18 protein-coding genes are annotated in these 17,516 nt (G+C 63.5%); 14 read left to right on the top strand and 4 right to left on the bottom strand.

From position 1 onward, the window contains the following. Positions 1-22 precede the first annotated feature (22 nt). From NKL04_RS03375 to NKL04_RS03360, 4 genes are all read left to right on the top strand, one after another. The gene (locus NKL04_RS03375; protein ID WP_023687959.1) at positions 23-991 is read left to right on the top strand and encodes a rhizopine catabolism ABC transporter substrate-binding protein; all 969 of its coding nucleotides are present in this window, start codon (positions 23-25) and stop codon (positions 989-991) included. A gap of 157 nt (positions 992-1,148) precedes the next feature. Next, on the top strand, positions 1,149-2,264 hold the full coding sequence (locus NKL04_RS03370) for an ABC transporter permease (RefSeq protein WP_031197030.1): 1,116 nt from the start codon (positions 1,149-1,151) through the stop codon (positions 2,262-2,264). Next, positions 2,261-3,097, top strand: a complete 837-nt coding sequence (locus tag NKL04_RS03365) for an ATP-binding cassette domain-containing protein (protein WP_023712088.1) — start codon at positions 2,261-2,263, stop codon at positions 3,095-3,097. The genes NKL04_RS03370 and NKL04_RS03365 overlap by 4 nt, the downstream gene beginning before the upstream one ends. 32 nt (positions 3,098-3,129) lie before the next feature. Then, positions 3,130-4,236: a Gfo/Idh/MocA family protein gene (locus NKL04_RS03360; RefSeq protein WP_023687957.1), complete on the top strand. Its 1,107-nt coding sequence runs from the start codon at positions 3,130-3,132 to the stop codon at positions 4,234-4,236. A gap of 148 nt (positions 4,237-4,384) precedes the next feature. Here NKL04_RS03360 and NKL04_RS03355 read toward each other — a convergent pair whose 3' ends face one another. Next, the gene (locus NKL04_RS03355; protein WP_023687956.1) at positions 4,385-5,161 is read right to left on the bottom strand and encodes a FadR/GntR family transcriptional regulator; all 777 of its coding nucleotides are present in this window, start codon (positions 5,159-5,161) and stop codon (positions 4,385-4,387) included. 107 nt (positions 5,162-5,268) lie between these two features. Then, positions 5,269-6,159, bottom strand: a complete 891-nt coding sequence (locus NKL04_RS03350) for an NAD-dependent epimerase/dehydratase family protein (protein ID WP_023699664.1) — start codon at positions 6,157-6,159, stop codon at positions 5,269-5,271. Between the two features lie 117 nt (positions 6,160-6,276). Between NKL04_RS03350 and NKL04_RS03345 the strand changes: the two genes are divergently transcribed. After that, positions 6,277-7,215, top strand: a complete 939-nt coding sequence (locus tag NKL04_RS03345) for an NAD(P)-dependent oxidoreductase (protein ID WP_023699665.1) — start codon at positions 6,277-6,279, stop codon at positions 7,213-7,215. A gap of 18 nt (positions 7,216-7,233) precedes the next feature. Here the strand turns inward: NKL04_RS03345 and NKL04_RS03340 are convergent, their stop codons facing one another. After that, positions 7,234-8,016, bottom strand: coding sequence for a FadR/GntR family transcriptional regulator (locus NKL04_RS03340; RefSeq protein WP_023699666.1), 783 nt, complete (start codon positions 8,014-8,016; stop codon positions 7,234-7,236). 179 nt (positions 8,017-8,195) lie between these two features. Next, positions 8,196-9,185: a sugar-binding protein gene (locus NKL04_RS03335; protein WP_023673050.1), complete on the bottom strand. Its 990-nt coding sequence runs from the start codon at positions 9,183-9,185 to the stop codon at positions 8,196-8,198. 466 nt (positions 9,186-9,651) lie between these two features. Between NKL04_RS03335 and NKL04_RS03330 the strand changes: the two genes are divergently transcribed. The 9 genes from NKL04_RS03330 to NKL04_RS03290 all read left to right on the top strand — a co-directional run bounded on the left by NKL04_RS03330 (position 9,652) and on the right by NKL04_RS03290 (position 17,515). Then, positions 9,652-10,392 (top strand): ATP-binding cassette domain-containing protein, encoded by a 741-nt coding sequence (locus tag NKL04_RS03330; RefSeq protein WP_023699667.1) that lies wholly within the window; start codon positions 9,652-9,654, stop codon positions 10,390-10,392. 41 nt (positions 10,393-10,433) lie between these two features. Next, entirely contained in the window at positions 10,434-11,432 is a 999-nt protein-coding gene (locus tag NKL04_RS03325; protein WP_023673048.1) for an ABC transporter permease, read from the top strand. A 38-nt stretch (positions 11,433-11,470) separates the two neighbouring features. Further along, entirely contained in the window at positions 11,471-12,241 is a 771-nt protein-coding gene (locus NKL04_RS03320) for an SDR family oxidoreductase (RefSeq protein WP_031208960.1), read from the top strand. 150 nt (positions 12,242-12,391) lie between these two features. After that, positions 12,392-13,219, top strand: a complete 828-nt coding sequence (locus NKL04_RS03315; RefSeq protein ID WP_023673046.1) for an AraC family transcriptional regulator — start codon at positions 12,392-12,394, stop codon at positions 13,217-13,219. A gap of 113 nt (positions 13,220-13,332) precedes the next feature. After that, positions 13,333-13,776 carry an SRPBCC family protein gene (locus NKL04_RS03310; RefSeq protein WP_023699669.1) on the top strand — a complete coding sequence of 148 codons (444 nt, stop codon included), beginning with the start codon at positions 13,333-13,335 and terminating at the stop codon, positions 13,774-13,776. Positions 13,777-13,792: 16 nt separating this feature from the next. Next, positions 13,793-14,587: an FAD binding domain-containing protein gene (locus NKL04_RS03305; protein ID WP_023699670.1), complete on the top strand. Its 795-nt coding sequence runs from the start codon at positions 13,793-13,795 to the stop codon at positions 14,585-14,587. 60 nt (positions 14,588-14,647) lie between these two features. Continuing rightward, positions 14,648-15,130 carry a (2Fe-2S)-binding protein gene (locus tag NKL04_RS03300; RefSeq protein ID WP_023699671.1) on the top strand — a complete coding sequence of 161 codons (483 nt, stop codon included), beginning with the start codon at positions 14,648-14,650 and terminating at the stop codon, positions 15,128-15,130. Between the two features lie 11 nt (positions 15,131-15,141). Next, on the top strand, positions 15,142-16,509 hold the full coding sequence (locus tag NKL04_RS03295; protein WP_023699672.1) for a xanthine dehydrogenase family protein molybdopterin-binding subunit: 1,368 nt from the start codon (positions 15,142-15,144) through the stop codon (positions 16,507-16,509). A gap of 1 nt (position 16,510) precedes the next feature. Next, complete coding sequence (locus NKL04_RS03290) at positions 16,511-17,515, top strand: xanthine dehydrogenase family protein molybdopterin-binding subunit (RefSeq protein WP_023699673.1); 1,005 nt, start codon at positions 16,511-16,513, stop codon at positions 17,513-17,515. Position 17,516: the final 1 nt, after the last annotated feature.

Genomic DNA, 17,516 nt, shown 5'->3' with positions numbered 1-17,516 from the left:
GCAACGACAATGGGAGAATGACATGAAGACTGTTCTGAAACTGGCGCTCGGCGCGCTTGTCTCGATGAGTATGCTGGCGGGCGTCGTGCAGGCCGCGGGCCTGAAGGACCCTAAGGATGTCCGCATCACCTTCGTGGTGCATGGCTCGGCCTCCGATCCCTACTGGTCGGTGGTCAAGCGCGGCGTCGACGATGCGGCGGCGCTCACCGGCGCCAAGGTCGAATATTATGCGCCGCAAGTGTTCGACGTGGTCGAACAGGCCCGCCTGCTCGACGCGGCCATCGCCACCAATCCCGACGGCATCGCCGTCTCCATTGCCGACGCCAATGCGCTTGGTAAATCGGTCAAGGCCGGCCTTGCCGCCAACATTCCGATGGTCGTCCTGGATTCCGGCGAGAAGGAAGGCGCCGAACTCGGCACCTCTCTCTACGTCGGCACAGTCTCCGAATATGATTCCGGCAAGAAGGCGGGCGAGCGGCTGGCCAAGGAAGGCACGCTCAAGGTCGTCTGCATCAACCACGAGGTCGGCAATGTCAGCCTCGACCAGCGCTGCCAGGGGTTGAATGACGGGCTGAAGCCGTCAGGCGGCGGCACCGAGGTGCTTACCGTGTCGCCCGATCCGGCCGACATCCAGCGCCGCACCGAGGCCTATCTGTCGGCGCATCCCGACACCCAGGCGGTGTTTGCGCTCGGCGCCACCGCCGCCAATCCGCTGATCCCGTTCTTCCGGCAGAAGGAACTGTTCGGCAAGATCAAGCTCTACACCTTCGACATCAGCCCCGAAGTCCTGGATTCCGTCGTCGCCGGCGAAATGGGCTTCGGCATGGACGCACAGCAATATCTGATGGGATACCTGCCGGTGATCTATCTGGTCGAGCATGCCACACATGGCTTCTGGCCGCAGAACAACGCCTACACCGGCCCGCTGTTCATCGACTCGCCCGACAAGGCCAAGGCGATCCTAGCGCTCGCCAAGGACGGCATCCGCTAAGGCAAGACCAAAACGGATCGGGGAGCCGCCATGCGCTCCCCGTCTCTGGTCGAGATTGCGAAGTGAGCGATTGGGGAGCCTAATGGCTGTTGTGGAAGACAAGGCGATACCTCCAGAAGCGCCGGCGCCCGGGGTACTGGGCAAGGACCGTTTCGGCATGATGTCGAAACGGGCGGCCGGTGCTGACGAGCGGCTGGCCAGCACCGGCCGGCTGACTCAATGGCTTCGCCGGCCCGAAGCCGGTGCCGCCGGCGGCCTCATCGCCACCATTATCATCTTCGCCCTGCTGCCGGGTGCATCGAACCTCTATTCGCTGCAGGGGTCGATGACCTTCCTGACGCTGGCAGCCGAACTCGGCATCATCGCCACGGCCGCAGCCCTTCTCATCATCGCCGGCGAGTTCGATCTCTCCGTCGGCTCGATGGTCGGCTTCGCCGGCGTCGTCATCGGACTGACGGTGAAATATTGGGGCCTGCCGCTGTGGGGCGGCATCGCCTGCGCCTTCGCTGTCGCCATCCTCACCGGCTACGTCAACGGCCTGATCGTTGTGAAGACCCGCCTGCCCTCCTTCATCGTGACGCTGGCGTCGCTCTACATCCTGCGCGGCCTGTCGATCGGCATTACCCGCGCCGTCACCGGCCGCACGCAGATCCCCTACATCCTCGACGGCGCACCGGACCCGGCAACCGCGGGCCTGTTCAACGGCCATCTCCTGACCGGCTTCTTCCAATGGATGGGCACGCAAGGCTGGATCGCCACCCGCACCGACGGCATTCCCTTCGTCGTCGGCATTCCGATGTCGATCGTCTGGTGGCTCGGCCTGACAGCGCTTGCCGGCTATGTCTTGACCCAGACCAAATACGGCAACTGGATATTCGCCACCGGCGGCGACCTCAATGCCGCCCGCAATGTCGGCGTGCCGGTCGACCGGGTTAAGATCGCACTCTTCATCTACACCGCCTGTGCCGCGACCTTGCTTGCCACCATCCAGGTGATGGAGGCCGGCTCCGCCGACACCACGCGCGGCCTGCTCAAGGAATTCGAGGCAATTATCGCCGCGGTCATCGGCGGCGTGCTGCTCACCGGCGGCTATGGCACCGTCTATGGCGTGCTATTCGGCGCGCTGATCTTCGGCCTGGTGCAGATGGGCATCTTCTACACCGGCATCGACACCGACTGGTTCAAGGTCTTCCTCGGCATCGTCATTTTGATGGCCGTGCTGGTCAACAACTACATCCGCCTCAAGGCGCTCGGACGCGGAGGCGGCAAATGACCTACCCAAACCCGTCCCCGGCCATCCAGCCAGCCATGGAATTGCGTGGTGTGTCGGTCAATTTCGGCTCGGTACGCGCGCTCCAGGATATCGACATCAAGGTCTATCCCGGCGAGGTGCACTGCTTGCTGGGCGACAACGGCGCCGGCAAGTCGACGCTGATCAAGGTTCTGTCGGGCGTGCACCGGCCGACCAAGGGCGAGATTTTCGTCGACGGCAAGCCCGTCACGTTCCGCAGCCCGCGCGACGCGCAGGACCTCGGCGTCGCGACGGTCTTCCAGGACCTCGGCATGATCTCGCTGATGTCGATCACGCGCAACTTCTTCCTCGGCCGCGAGCCGACCAGAAGCCGCCTGCCCTTCTCGCGCTTCGACAAGGAGCGCGCCAACACAATTGCCCGCCAGGCGATGGCCGATATCGGCATCGACGTGCGCGACCCGACGCAGGCCGTCGGCACGCTGTCGGGCGGCGAGCGCCAATCGGTGGCAATCGCGCGCGCAGTCCACTTCGGCGCAAAGGTGCTGATCCTTGACGAGCCGACCTCGGCGCTCGGCGTGCATCAGGCGGCCATGGTGCTGAAATTCATCATCGAGGCGCGCATGCGCGGGCTGGCGGTGATCTTCATCAGCCACAACATCCACCACGCCTACCCTGTCGGTGACACTTTCACGCTGCTCAACCGCGGCCGCAATCGCGGCACATACGCAAAGTCCGAGATCTCGCGCGACGAGGTGATTTCCATCATGTCGGGCGGCGAGGATCTGAAGGCGGTGGAAGCTGAGATTGCCGGGCTGTTGGCGCAGATCGGCAATCGGCCGGCCGCCGCACCCTGAGCCTGGAACACTTTGCAGAGAGTTTTAGCAGCATGAGCAGGATACGGGTTGGCGTTATCGGCGCCGGCATGATCTCGCAGGTCGAGCATATTCCGAATCTGTTGCGGCTCGGCGACCTGTTCGAACTGGTCGGCGTCGCCGACCCGTCAAGGATTTCGCGGGAATATGTCAGCGAAGTTCACGGCATCGCCAATTTCGAAACGCCGGAGCAACTGTTCGACCATAAGCTCGACGCCGTCGTGATCGGCTCGCCCGACCCGCTGCATCAAGAGCAGGTGCTGGCCGCACTGGGGCGCGGCCTGCATGTCTTCTGCGAAAAGCCGCTCTGCTATTCCCCCGCGGAAATCGCCGAGATCATCGCCGCGCGCGATAAGGCCGGCAAGGTCATGCAGGTCGGCTATATGAAGCGCTTCGATCCGAGCTACCGGCTGGCGCTGGCCTCGCTGCCCGGCACGGCAAAGACGTTGCGGTCCGTCTCGGTCGAGGTTAACGATCCCGATGCCTGGCCGTTCATCGCCCACCAGCGCTACAAGCGCGGCAACGACATTCCCGAGGAGCTGATTGCCGCCGCGCAAGCCAGGCAGAAACAACAGGTCGAACGCGCTATCGGCCAGCCTTTGAACGATCTGGCTTTCCGTGGATTTACCGCCGCTTACAGCTCCGCCTTGATTCACGATGTGAATGCCGTACACGGCCTGCTCGACGCGCTCAGCGTGCCGGATGGCGAGGTCGTTGGCGCGCAGATCTTCGCCAATGGCGATGGCGGCCAGGGCGCAGTAAAACTGCTCGACGGCCAGGCGCTGTGGACGATGACGCATCTCACCGTGCCGAAGCTCGCCGACTACAAGGAACGCATCACGCTGTTCTTCGACGCTGCCAGCCTCGAGCTCGAATTCCCCTCGCCCTGGCTCAACCATCACCCGACCCGGCTGACTGTGAAGACCTCGGACGGCCACACACTGTCGACGAAGGATCTGCGCGCCGGCTACGGCGAAGCCTTCGTCGAGGAACTGCGCGGCTTCTGGGGTGCGATCGTCAATGGCGACGAGGTGGTCAACCGCCCCGAGCACGCCGCGCGCGACCAGGCGCTGCTGATCGCGCTGACCAGGCAGCATTTGGCCACTTCGCAGGCCGGCTGAGCGCTCGCAGGATGTGTTGAGATTCAGGTCAGGCCGCGCCGAAAACATTGGGTTCGAGAACCGGAGCGGAGCGTACTTAAGTACGTGAGCACCGGAAGCGCAGAAAGCCGGCGTTTGCAGGCCCGCCTCACCTGAATTTCAGCACATCCTACCGGGTGTTGATGACGCCGTCTGTATTGGCGAGCAGCTTGCGCACCGCGTTGCGGGCCGCCTCCGGCCGCTGCAGGCGGATGGCCTTCTCGATCGCCTCGTGCAGTTGCTGTGCATGCTGCAGATCGTCGAGTTCGCGCGTCGTATAGGTGAACAGATGATCGAAGGCGGATTCGATCAGCACGCCGAGCGGCACCAGCAGGTCATTGCCGGAGGCACGCAGGATGGCCAGATGGAAACGTGTGTCGGCGCGCGTGCGCTCCTGCAGGCTCGACGCCTCGCCCATCTCGCGGCAGGCCTGGCTGATCTCGGCCATCTGCTCCTCGGTGCGTCGCATGGCTGCGAAGGCAGTCGCTTCCGGCTCGATGATGTGGCGGAATTCCTGCACCGTCTTCAGGAACACCTCACGGTCGGGCGCGGTCGCGTACCAGGCGAGCACATCGCGATCGAGCAGGTTCCAGCGCTCCCTGGGCTCCACCCAACTGCCGATCTTGGGGCGCGACGCCAAAAGGCTTTTGGCCATCAGCATCTTGATCGCTTCGCGCACCGCAGAGCGACTGACGTTGAAGGTTTCGGACCATTTGGCTTCATTGGGCAGGATGGTGCCTGGCGGATAGTCGCCGCGCACGATCCGAAGCCCGATTTCGCTGGCCAGCGAGGCATGCACGCTGGTGCCGGGCATCCGGGTGGCGTCAGCCCGGCGAAGGGTCGCCGGGCGCTCGCCGGATGCCGCCTTTTCAGGCTTCTTTCCCTTATTCGGCTTTCCGTCCCTCATGCGTCCACAAAGTCCGGATTTCGAAAGCTGTCAAGCAAAGGACAGGACGTTGACGGCAAAGCCTGCGGCTGTGCACAGATCAGGTCGCAACCTTGCCCCCGGCCGTCCTATTTGACGTATTTGCGCCAGCTGTGCTCGGGACGGAAGCCGAGCATGTCCCTGGCCTTGCGGTTCGAGAGCAGCGTTTCATATTCGCCGAGATCCGCCTTGACCGGCACGTCGGGGTAAAACCGCTTCAAAAGTTCGGCCGTCGGCAGGTCGGACGAGGTGTCGTCATTGGCGGCGTTGAACACCTGGAAGCCGAGCCCGTCCGTTTCAACGGCGCGCAGCGTGATCTGGCCGAGATCGCGCGCGTCGACATAGCTCCAGGCGATGCGCTTGCGAAAGCCCGGATCGGCAAACCACTTCGGAAACAGCGAATATTCGTGCGGTTCGATGACGTTGCCGATGCGCAAGGCATAGATATCGGTGCCGTTGCGCTGCGCAAAGGCGCGCGCCGTGTGCTCGTTGACGACCTTGGACAGAGCATAGCTGTCCATCGGATCGACGTCGTATTCTTCGTCGAGTGGGAAATATTTGGGATCGCGCGGCTCGTTGGCGAACACCACGCCGTAGGTGGTCTCGCTGGACGCGATCACCACCTTCGGGATGCCGAGCTTCACCGCCGCCTCGATGACGTTGTAGGTGCCCATCGCATTGATGCGGAACGCCTCATTGTCGGTCGTGATCATGATGCGCGGTATGGCGGCGAAATGCACCACGGCATCGACCGGCTGCGGGCGCAGCGACGGATCGAATTCATGCAGGCCCATATAGCTCGACAGCGCGTTGAACACCTGGCCGCTGTCGGTGATGTCGGTGATCAGCGTGCGCACCTTGGGATTGTCGAGCGGCCTGGTGTCGATGTTGAGCACCTGGCAGCCCTGTTCGACCAGATATTGCACGACATGGCGACCGGCCTTGCCGCTGCCGCCGGTGAACATGATCCGCTTCGTCATTTTCGTCTCCAATGCCTAGGATTTCCGTGTATTGTCAGACAATATGGCATTCCGCAACCACCCTCGCCCGCCACACGGCGGCGCCCACTATCAATCATCGCAACAGGACTTCAAGACATGACCACGACCGCCGCGAGCGAAAAGATCGGCTTTATCGGCCTTGGCCTGATGGGGCACGGCATTGCCAAGAACATCGTCGACAAGGGCTATGGCCTGACCTTCCTCGGCCGCAAGAACCGCAAGCCGGCGGAGGACCTGATTGGCCGGGGCGCCAAGGAGGCGGCGACTTCGCGCGACGTGGCGGCGGCGTCCGACATCGTCTTCATCTGCGTCACCGGCTCGCGCGAAGTGGAAGCCATCATCCGCGGCCCCGGCGGCCTCAAGGAGGGCTTGAAGAAGGGTTCGGTCGTCGTCGACTGCTCGACCGCCGATCCGGTCTCGACGGTGGCGGTGGCGGCGGAACTGAAGGAGATCGGCGTCGACTTCGTCGATGCACCGCTCAGCCGCACCCCGAAGGAAGCCTGGGAAGGCACGCTCGACGCCATGGTCGGCGCGCCCGACGCGCTGTTTGCCCGTGTGAAGCCGGTCATCGAAACCTGGGCCGGCCGCATCGTTCATATTGGCGATACAGGTGACGGCCACCGCATGAAGCTGCTCAACAACTTCATCTCGCTGGGCTATGCCGCGATCTATTCCGAGGCGCTGGCGCTGGCCAAGAAGGTCGGCATCTCGCCACCGCGTTTCGACAGCGTCATCCGCAACGGCCGCATGGATTGCGGCTTCTACCAGACCTTCATGCGCTGGACGCTGGAGGGCGACCGCGACGCGCATAAATTCACCATCGCCAACGCCTTCAAGGACCTGACCTATCTGGAATCGATGGCGGGTGCGGCCGGCATCGCCAACCCCCTCGGCAACGCCACCAAGAACTCCTTCGCCGGTGCCCATGCCACTGGCCCGGCCGAGCAATTCGTGCCGATGCTGGCGACATATATCGGCAAGGTCAACGGCGTCGACCTGATGCCCAGCAAGGATGGCAAGAAGCAGACGATTTGAGGTGGCGAAAAGCCTGTGTCAGCGCCTCGACCGGCCGATAACATCGTCGGTGTTGGCGAGCAGTCTGTGCACCGCATTGCGCGCGGCCGCAGGACGCTGCAGGCGGATGTTCTTCTCGATCGCCTCATGCAGCGCCTGCGCCCGCCGCTGATCGCTGGTCTCGCGTGTGACGAAGACAAAGAGATGATCGAGCGCCGACTCGATCAGAACGCCAAGCGGCACCAGCAGATCGTTGCCCGAGGCGCGCAATATGGCGAGGTGAAAACGCGTGTCGGCGTGGATACGCTCCTGCAGGTTCAAAGCCTCGCCCATCTCACGACAGGCTTGGCTGATCTCGTCCATCTGCTCGTCGCTGCGCCGCGTGGCGGCAAAGGCCGACGCTTCCGGCTCGATGATGTGACGGAACTCCTGCACCGTGCGCAGGAAGGCCTCCCGGTCCGGCCCGGTCGCGTACCAGGCCAGCACATCGCGGTCGAGCAGGTTCCAGCGTTCCCTGGGCTCGACCCAGCTGCCGATCTTGGGCCGTGAAGCCAGCAGGCTTTTGGCCATCAGCATCTTGATGGCTTCGCGCACCGCCGAACGACTGACATCGAAGGTCTCGGCCCATTTGGCCTCGTTGGGCAGAATGGTGCCGGGCGGATAATCGCCTCGCACGATTCTGAGGCCGATCTCGCCGGCCAGCGAGACATGGACGCTCGCTCCCGGAAAATGCGCGGCACCGGCCCTGCGCATGACAGCCGGACCGCGGCTGGCTTGTGCCTTGGCCCGCTCGGCTCGCTTCTTTGATTTCTCGTCCGGCATTCACGTTCCAATGCGTCGGCCGTCTGCGTCCGGACTGGTCCGAACCTGCACGGCGCGCCGATCTCGTTGCCGAAAATCCAAACTACAGACGCGTCAAAGCCGGAGCCTGCTGCCCCAACCGTTGCGTCCGTCCGGGAAGAGACGGGGCGCCCGTCAAAGGGCGCCCCGAAATCGAGAACCTACTTCTGGATGCAGGTGTCGACCGTGTCCTTGGTGCATTCGTCGAGGCCGGTGAACACCGGATCGGCGACGGCCTTGCCTTCGACCAGATCGATCATCACCGATGGTGCCTTGTAGCCCATTTCGAACGGCCGCTGACCGACCAGAGCGGTCACAAGGCCGTCACGGGCGATCGCCACTTCATCGCCGATCGTGTCGGCGGCGCCGATGACGAAGTCGTTGCTGGCGATGCGGTCCTTGAGCGGCCCGAACAGGTCGCGATAAGGCTGCGGTGCGCCAAACAGCGGCCAGCCGCCCATGATGCCGAAGGCGTCGAGCTTGGGGTTGGCGGCGAGGATGTCGGTCATCGCCTGCACGCCCTTGGCGCCGTCGTCATTGGTGAACACCGGGCAACCGGCAACTTCGGTCCAGCCGCCTTCGCCGGCAAGTGCCGCCAGGCCTTCCTTGCCCGACAGCGCGTCACGCATGCCCTGCGCCCGGCGCAGGATGTTGTCGGCCGCGGGATTGCCTTCGATGGTACAGATCGTGCCGCCGTTCGGCTTGCCCTTCTTGATGTACTCGCCGATCTTGTGACCCATCAAATAGTTGTCGGTGCCGAGATAGGTCTTGCGCAGCGCGGCATCTTCCTTGCTGAGATCGGCGTCGAGCGTCATGATCGGGATCGTCGGATTGGCGGTCTTGATCGTCTGCGCGATCAGCGGCGCGTTGGATGGCGAAATCGCCATTGCCACCGTGTCGGCCTTGCTCAGCATGTCCTGGACGATCTGCGCCTCGCCGGCCTCGTCGGAGGTCGACGCCGGGCCGGTGTAGAAGCATTCATATTCCGAGCTGGCATTTTCCTTGTTCCATTTCTCGCAACCCTGGTGGATGGCTTCGAAGAATGGATTGTCGAGACCCTTCACCACGATGACGAGCTGTTTCTTGGCCAAAGCCGGCCCGGCGCCCAGCGCCATGGCGGCGACGGCGGCGAGCAAAAGTGTTTTCCTCATGTCAGTCCTCCCTTGAAACAGACGGACACGGCGTGCCCGCCACACAGATCGACCGGATGCTTAATGACCGAGGTTCGTTTCACGAGCACTCGTGTCGCCAAGACAGATCGATAAGCATTTCCAGATGCGGCATTGGCCCGGCTCAACACATGGGTGGCGCCGCAACCTCGACCGATAAACCTCCGCCGATTCCGCCCGGCTAACCGCCAGCGGCATCGGCATGATCTCCTCCGACGCTTAGCTAATATCGGCTTGCGGCCAACGTCAATGCTATTTGTCCTACAAAACGGATTTTTGGATAACCAAGGCTTCAATTCGTCCGACAATTGATTGACGAGCGCCGGCTTTTGCGTAAAAGAACGCTGGCGCTGTTTCCGGGAGGAGATGGGGAGAGCGGGGCCAAAGCAGCGCCGGCATTCACGCCGGGAACAGCAGCGGGTCGCAAAACACGGGGAGGCAAAGACTGGTGGCGGTTCTCGAACTCACCAATATCTCGAGGCATTTCGGCGCCATCCAGGCGGTCAACGACGTATCGCTGTCGATCGAGCCCGGACAGGTGGTCGGCCTGATGGGCGACAACGGCGCCGGCAAGTCGACGCTGGTCAAGATGATCGCCGGCAATTTCCGCCCCAGCCATGGCATCATGCGCATGGACGGCAAGGAGTTGATCCTGCACAAGCCGGCGGAAGCTCGCCAGCACGGCATCGAGATCGTCCACCAGGACCTGGCGCTGTGCAACAATCTGACCGCCGCCGCCAATGTCTATCTCGGCCGTGAATTGCGCCGCGGCCTCGGCCCTTTACGCATCCTCGACTATGCCGCCATGTACAAGCGCGCCGGCCAGCTATTCGCCGAGTTGAAGTCCGAGACCCGTCCGCGCGACCTCGTCAAGCAGATGTCGGGCGGCCAGCGTCAGGCGGTGGCGATCGCGCGCACGATGCTGTCGCAGGCCAAGATCGTGTTGATGGACGAACCGACGGCCGCGATCTCGGTGCGCCAGGTCGCCGAAGTGCTGAACCTGATCCGCCATTTGCGCGACCAGGGCATCGCAGTGGTGCTGATCAGCCACCGCATGCCTGACGTGTTCACCGTTGCAGACCGCGTCATCGTCATGCGGCGCGGCCGCAAGGTCGCCGACAAGACGATTGCGTCAAGTTCGCCCGAGGAAGTCACCGGGCTGATCACCGGCGCCATCGAACAGGTTTGATCTCAGCGAATTTCACCACGCACAGCAGATGAAGGTCGACGATGGCACTGACAATTGACCAGCCGATCGAACAAAAACAGCAATCCTTGCCGGCAAGACTGTTTGCCAGCCAGACCTTCTGGGTGGTGATCGCGGTCATCCTGGCCTGCCTGTTCCTGTCTTTTGCCACCGACGCCTTCGCCACGTCGAAGAACCTTTATAACATCACCCGCAACATCACCTTCGTCGCCATCATCGCGCTCGGCATGACCTTCGTCATCATCACCGGTGGCATCGACCTGTCGGTCGGTTCGGTGCTCTGCCTGTCGTCGATGGTGCTGGCCGTCACCATGCATGCCGGCTACTCCATCGAGGTCGGCATCCTCGCCTCGATCGCCACCGCGCTCGCCATAGGCGCCTTCAACGGCATCATGATCGCCTATCTCGGCTTTCCACCCTTCGTGGTGACGCTCGGCATGCTGTCGATTGCGCGCAGCCTCGCCATGGTCGCCTCCAACAACACCGTCGTCTTCCAGTTCGGCCCCGATCACGACAAGCTTCTGGCGCTGGGCGGCGGCGCCTGGGTGTTCGGCATCGCCAATCCGGTGCTCTACATGATCCTTTTGGCGCTGATCACCGGCTTCACGCTGCGCTGGACCAAGTTTGGCCGCCACATCTTCGCCATTGGCGGCAATGAGCACGCGGCGACGCTGACCGGCGTTCCCGTCAAGCAGATCAAGGTCGCGGTCTATATGATCTCGGCGCTGGCGGCGGGCATTGCCGGCATCATCCAGACCGGATGGCTTGGCGCCGTCACCACCAATCTCGGCACCGGCATGGAACTGCAGGTCATCGCTGCCACGGTCATTGGCGGCGCCAATCTCGCCGGCGGCGTCGGCACCGCCTTCGGCGCCATTGTCGGTGCCGCGCTCATCGAAGTGATCCGCAACAGCCTTGGTCTGCTCGGCATCAATGCTTTCTGGCAAGGCGTGTTCATCGGCGGCGCCATCCTGCTCGCGGTGCTGTTCGACCGGATCCGCAACTTCAGGCGCAATGACTGAATGTTTTTGGACTGAACCTTTCGGCTGGAACCGTTGCCTTGACATCGAAATCCCTGTTCGAGCTCAACGGCCGGCTGGCGCTGATCACCGGCTCCGGCCAAGGCATCGGCCTGGCGCTGGCGCGCGGCCTTGCCGAGCATGGCGCAAGTGTCGTGCTCAACGGCCGCGATGCCGGCAAGGTTGCCGGTGCCGTCGCCGGCTTGCGCGACGCCGGCTTCAAAGCGCACCCCTCGACCTTCGACGTGACGGATTTTCGCGCGGTCGATGCCGATGTCGCCCGCATCGAGGCCGAGATCGGCGCCATCGACATCCTGATCAACAATGCCGGCGTGCAGTTCCGCGCTCCGCTTGAGGACTTTCCCGAGGAGCAGTGGGAGCGGCTGTTCAAGACCAATGTCTCCGGCGCCTTCCATGCCGGCAAGGCGGTCGCCCGCAATATGATCGCGCGAGGCAAGGGCAAGATCATCAACATCGGCTCGGTGCAGAGCGAACTCGCCCGGCCCAACATCGCGCCCTATACGGCGACCAAGGGCGCGATCCGCAATTTGACCCGTGGCATGTGTACCGACTGGGCGAAACACGGGCTGCAGATCAATGCCATCGCCCCCGGCTATTTCCGCACCGAGATGAACCAGGCGCTGGTCGACAACCAGGAATTCTCCGCCTGGCTGGAAAAGCGCACGCCGGCCGGCCGCTGGGGGTATGTCGACGAACTGATCGGCGCCGCCGTGTTCCTCGCCTCCGACGCCTCATCCTTCGTCAACGGCCATACGCTTTATGTCGACGGCGGCATGACGGCTTCGGTTTGACGGGAAACCCTATCGCTCAGTCTGAAAATCCACCACTGCCGCCGGCAGCACACAGCGGCTTTCGCCCCGCGCCTTGACGCGACCCCGAACTCAGCCGCACAATCCCGTTGCAGGCGAAGGGAGGCCAGTCGTCTGCGGGAGGTATAACCCATGACGGACGCGATCAGGCTCTATTGGGGCCGGTTCGGACATGTTTCTGTCCTGAATGTCGCCAGCGACTTCGTCACCCATGCGCATGTCGAGGCCCACATCATCATCTGGCTGGAGGGCACGGCCGGCGAGATGACCGTCGGCCGCGAGACGGTGCCGCTGGGTCCCGGCACCGCCGCCGGCATCAATTCCTACCAGCCGCACAGCCACATTCTGTCGCAGAACGGCAGGCCCGGCCTGTTCCTCGCTTTCTACATCGATCCGGATTGGGCGCGCCGGCGCCGCGACCTGCCTTCGTCGGCGCCGTTGTTTGCACAGGCTGCGATCACGCTCGAACCCTGGCTGCACCAGGCCGCCGCCAACCTGCTCGACCATTTGAGCGATAATGAAAGCATCGACGACGTCGCCAATTACGAGATCGAGCGCTTCATCGATAGCCTGCTCGACGCCGCCGACGCCTCGGCGCCGCAGGAGGCGCGCATCCGCGTCAACACAATGCAGGATTTCCGCGTCCGCAAGGCAATCCAGCTGATGAAGGCCAATGTCTGCGAACGCATCTCGTTCGACGACGTCGCCCGCAGCGTCGGCCTGTCGCGGCCGCACTTCTTTGCTTTATTCAAGGAACAGACCAATCTGACGCCCAATGTCTACTGGAACACGCTGCGCATGGAGGAAGCCGTGCGGCAGCTGCAGTGGTCGCAGGAACCGCTGATCTCGGTCGCCTGCAATCTCGGCTTCACCACCCAGGGCAATTTCTCGCGCTTCTTCCGCGACCATGTCGGCGTGCCGCCGACGCTTTACCGCGAGGCGGCGCGGGCCATGGCCTGAGCCAAGCCGCTCGTTTTTCAGACTCCTTGATAGGGCCGCAAGACCCATTGATAAGCGCAGCGCCGGCCGCCGCCCTACCCTGCAGCGTATCGAATTCGTAGGGGAATGATCATATGGCTGAAGTCACCGTCTCCAGCGTCATCGACGCGCCGGTCGAAAAGGTCTGGGCGCGCATACGCGACTTCAACGGCCTGCCGGGCTGGCATCCGCGCATGGTCAAGAGCCATATCGAAGACGGCAAGAGCGCCGAAACCATCGGCTGCGTGCGTAATTTCGAGCTCGCCAGCGGCGCGCGTATCCGCGAAAAACTGCTCGACTTCTCCGATGCGGATTTCCGCGTCAGCTATTCTATCCTCGAAACGCCGCAGCCGCTGACCAATCACAAAGCGACGCTGCAATTGCGCCGCGTGACCGACTGCGACCGCACCTATGCCGAATGGACCGCGAGCTTCGACGCGGCGCCCGAAGAGGCCGACAAGATCGCCGCCGGCATGGCCGCCAATGTCTTCCAGGGTGGCTTCAATGCATTGAAGAGCCATTTTTCTGGCCAGAGCTGAGTCAGGGGAGACTGCCATGGCGCTTGCCCTCCAGACCTTTTCGGCCGTCAGGGATGCCAACGCTGCGCTGAAGGCGCCCGGCACCCGCTATCTCGGCGGCGGCACGCTGGTCGTGCGCGCCGCCAATGAAGGCGATGTCTCCGTCACCGGCCTCGTCCGCTCGACCGATCCGACCCTCTCCGGGATCACCGTTGCCGGCGGCAAGGTCCGCATCGGCGCTTCGGTGACAATGGCGGCCATCGCCCGCCATCCCGAGCTTGCGGCGCTGTCCAAGGCTGCGCGCGCCGTCGGCGGCCCGGCGATCCGCAATATGGCGACTGTCGGCGGCAATCTGTTCGCACCCGCGCCCTACGGTGATTTCGCTGTCGCCCTGCTGGCGTTGGATGCGACGGTCGGCACCGATGATGGGGAATTGCCTATCGAGGATTTTCTGGCCAGGCGGGACGACAGCCGCGCCATCGTCACGTCAGTCGCCTTCGCGTTGCCGAAGACCGAGAATTTCCGCTTCCTGAAAGTGTCGCGGGTCAAGCCGAAGGGCGTCTCGGTACTCAGCATCGCCGCCGTTCTCGAACAGGCCGGCGACGGCACTGTCTCCTCGGCGCGGATCGCGCTCGGCTGCATGGCAGACCGGCCGATGCGCGCCCGTGCTGCGGAAAAGGCACTGATCGGCAGCAGGCTCGAGCAGGAGGGCGTCGCAGCGGCGCTGGCTGCAGCTGGTGAAGGCGCTTCGCCAATCACCGACCCGATCGCCAGCGCCTGGTATCGCGCCGAGGTTCTGCCGGTCCATCTCGGCCGGCTGCTGCTTACTTAACCACCGCTTGGGGGGCGCGCGTCTGTCCGATCAATCGGGCAGGCGCGCTGGGAGGAAAACATGGCAAAGGTTCCGGTTCAGTTCACGCTCAACGGCTCGGAGAAGGCCGAATTTGTCGACAGCGGCACGACGCTGCTGCACGCGCTGCGCGACAAGATCGGCGACACCTCGCCCAAGGGCGGCTGCCACCAGGGCACCTGCGGCGCCTGTTCGGTCGTCATCGACGGCGAACTCCGGCTCTCTTGCCTGACCCTGGCCGAGACCTGCAGCGGCGCCGACATCCGCACCACATCGGGCCTCGCTGAGGCCGGCGTGCTGCACCCGCTGCAGCGTGCCTTCCTCGATGCCTTCGCCACGCAATGCGGCTTCTGCACGCCGGGCATGATCATGGCCGCCAAGGTGCTGCTCGACCACACGCCCAATCCGAGCCGCGAGGACGTGATCGAGGCGCTGTCCGGCAACATCTGCCGCTGCACCGGCTACGAGCCGATCATCGAGGCGGTGCTGACGGCGGCCCGAGCCAATTCGCAGAACGCGGCCTAAGGACCAAAAGAATGGAACTGCGCAAAAACTATTTCGCCGATCAGCGCAAGGACGGCCTGCACGAGATCGGCCATGTGCGGCCGCGGCTGGATTCGCCGGGTCATGTGACGGGCAAGACCGCCTATTTCGCCGACCGCAACGTCCCGAATATGCTTCACCTGAAAATGGTGCGCAGTCCGCACCACCATGCCCGCATCCGTTCGATCGACACTTCCGAAGCGGAGAAGCATCCCGGCGTGGTGAAAATCCTCACCGCCAAGGATGTGCCGCACAATGTCTACACCATCCTGATCCTGATCCAGGTCGGACCGGAAGACGAAACGGTGCTGGCCGACGGCAAGGTGCGCTGGAAGGGCGAGGCCGTGGTGGCGGTGCTGGCCGAGACCGAGCGCGCGGCTCAGGAAGCGGCAGCCAAGGTCAAGGTCGACTACGAGGTGCTGCCGGCCGTCTTCGGCATGGAAGAAGCGCTGAAGCCCGGCGCGCCTTTGGTCAACGAATATCACGGCCAGAATTATTACCTCTACGACAGCGGCGAATGCCGCAAGGTGCGCTTCGGCGATGCCGAGGCGGGCTTCGCTGGCGCCGACCACATCCTGGAACAGAGTTATCAATCCTCGCCGATCGAGCATGCGCCGACCGAGACCACGGGTTGCGTCGTGGTGCCGGAAGGCAATGACCGCTTCACCTGCTACACCAACACCCAGGCGATGTTCTTCACCCTCGACAACGCCTCGATCATCCTGCAGATGCCAGGCTCGAAACTGCATTTCGTCGGCGGCACTGTCGGCGGCGGCTTTGGCGGCAAGGTCGACGTCATCGTCGAGCCGATCGCCATTCTTGGCGCTAAACAAACCGGACGCCCGGTCTGTTTCGTCTATAGCCGCGAGGAGGAGATGCAGATCTCCTCGCCGCGCGCCGCCGAAAAGATAATCATCAAGGACGGCGTGATGAACGACGGCCGCATCGTTGCGCGCAAGGTCACCGGCTACACCGATGCCGGCGCCTATTCGCGTCACTCGCCTTATGGCGCGCAGAAGGGAGCGGCGCACTATCCCGGCCCCTACACCATTCCCAATGTCTGGATCGACACCTACTGCGTCTACACCAACCGCACACCCTCCTCCGCGATGCGCGGGTTCGGCGTCACCATCGGCGACTTCGCGCTTGAGGTGCAGATGGACAAGCTGGCGCGGCTGATCGGCATGGACCCGCTCGAATTCCGCTTCATCAACGCCTATCGCGATGGCGACATGAAGGCGCATCGCCAGCCGACCGAAGGAGCGGCGCTGATCGAGTGTATGCAGGAGGCGTCGCGCGCCGCCAACTGGCCGGTGGCGGAGAAGTATATGGCGATGTCCTCCTACACGAAGGGAGCTTGAGATGGCGATAAGGCGCGGACGCGGCGTCGCCGCGATCAACTACCCGACGGGCATGAACCTTGGCGGCGACCCGACGCAGGCGCTGGTGCATTCGACGCCGACCGGCAATTTTATGGTCACACTTTCGTCGGTCGATCTCGGGCAGGGCCTGAAGCAGATCATGGCGCAGATCTGCGCCGAGACCATCGGCGTGCCGACCGACCGCGTCACCATCGACACCGCCGACACCGACACCGGCCCGCACTGCATGGGAACCTTCGCCTCGCGCGGCACCCACCGCGCCGGCAACGCCGTCATCCAGGCGGCCAAGGAAGCGCGCCAGGTGATGTTGGAAGTGGCGGCGGAAGAGCTGGAGGTCAACGCTTCCGACCTTGAGACTGACGGCCAGGGCAATATTCTGGTCAAGGGCGCACCACAGAAATCGATCTCGATCTTCGATGTTGCCTTGTCGGCGCATTTCAAGCGCGGCCGCTCGATCTCAGGCCGCGGCATGTTCCTGATCCCGCGCTCCTATCCGGAGAAAGAGACCGGCGCGATGAAGCCGTCGACCTGCTACGCCCATGCCTGCACGGTGGCCGAAGTCGAGGTCGATGACGAGACGGGCGAGGTTACGGTGCTGACCGTGAAGAACGTCTTCGAGATCGGCCGCGCGCTGAACCCGAAAATGGTCGAGCAGCAACTGGTCGGCGGTTCCTGGATGGGCATCAGCCACGCGCTCTACGAAACGACCGAGCCCTATTATCCCAACCGCGACCATGGCGGCACCGACTTCAACCAGTATCTGATGCCGGGACCGGGCGATCTCGCCCAAACCGAGATCATCGTGCTGGAGCGGCCGTCGGCGGATGGTCCTTACGGTGCCAAAGGGCCAGGCGAAATGTGCGCGAACCCGCAGATCCCCGCGGTTGCCAATGCCGTCTTCGACGCCGTCGGCGTGCGCATCGACACGCTGCCGATCACACCGGAGCGCATATTGCGCGCGCTGAAGGCGCAAGCGGCGAACTGAG

The sequence above is a fragment of the Mesorhizobium sp. C264A genome (assembly GCF_040324515.1).
Classification (GTDB): Bacteria; Pseudomonadota; Alphaproteobacteria; order Rhizobiales; family Rhizobiaceae; genus Mesorhizobium.
Note: the sequence above shows the minus strand (reverse complement) of the source record. Positions and strands in the feature narration are given on the sequence as shown.

Coding starts and splice junctions, on each gene's coding strand:
- NKL04_RS03305 (WP_023699670.1), top strand. CDS start 13,793: ATGGCGCTTGCCCTCCAGACCTTTTCGGCCGTCAGGGATGCCAACGCT.
- NKL04_RS03355 (WP_023687956.1), bottom strand. CDS start 5,161: ATGAGGGACGGAAAGCCGAATAAGGGAAAGAAGCCTGAAAAGGCGGCA.
- NKL04_RS03375 (WP_023687959.1), top strand. CDS start 23: ATGAAGACTGTTCTGAAACTGGCGCTCGGCGCGCTTGTCTCGATGAGT.
- NKL04_RS03360 (WP_023687957.1), top strand. CDS start 3,130: ATGAGCAGGATACGGGTTGGCGTTATCGGCGCCGGCATGATCTCGCAG.
- NKL04_RS03350 (WP_023699664.1), bottom strand. CDS start 6,159: ATGACGAAGCGGATCATGTTCACCGGCGGCAGCGGCAAGGCCGGTCGC.
- NKL04_RS03340 (WP_023699666.1), bottom strand. CDS start 8,016: ATGCCGGACGAGAAATCAAAGAAGCGAGCCGAGCGGGCCAAGGCACAA.
- NKL04_RS03295 (WP_023699672.1), top strand. CDS start 15,142: ATGGAACTGCGCAAAAACTATTTCGCCGATCAGCGCAAGGACGGCCTG.
- NKL04_RS03310 (WP_023699669.1), top strand. CDS start 13,333: ATGGCTGAAGTCACCGTCTCCAGCGTCATCGACGCGCCGGTCGAAAAG.
- NKL04_RS03345 (WP_023699665.1), top strand. CDS start 6,277: ATGACCACGACCGCCGCGAGCGAAAAGATCGGCTTTATCGGCCTTGGC.
- NKL04_RS03290 (WP_023699673.1), top strand. CDS start 16,511: ATGGCGATAAGGCGCGGACGCGGCGTCGCCGCGATCAACTACCCGACG.
- NKL04_RS03370 (WP_031197030.1), top strand. CDS start 1,149: ATGATGTCGAAACGGGCGGCCGGTGCTGACGAGCGGCTGGCCAGCACC.
- NKL04_RS03335 (WP_023673050.1), bottom strand. CDS start 9,185: ATGAGGAAAACACTTTTGCTCGCCGCCGTCGCCGCCATGGCGCTGGGC.
- NKL04_RS03315 (WP_023673046.1), top strand. CDS start 12,392: ATGACGGACGCGATCAGGCTCTATTGGGGCCGGTTCGGACATGTTTCT.
- NKL04_RS03365 (WP_023712088.1), top strand. CDS start 2,261: ATGACCTACCCAAACCCGTCCCCGGCCATCCAGCCAGCCATGGAATTG.
- NKL04_RS03300 (WP_023699671.1), top strand. CDS start 14,648: ATGGCAAAGGTTCCGGTTCAGTTCACGCTCAACGGCTCGGAGAAGGCC.
- NKL04_RS03325 (WP_023673048.1), top strand. CDS start 10,434: ATGGCACTGACAATTGACCAGCCGATCGAACAAAAACAGCAATCCTTG.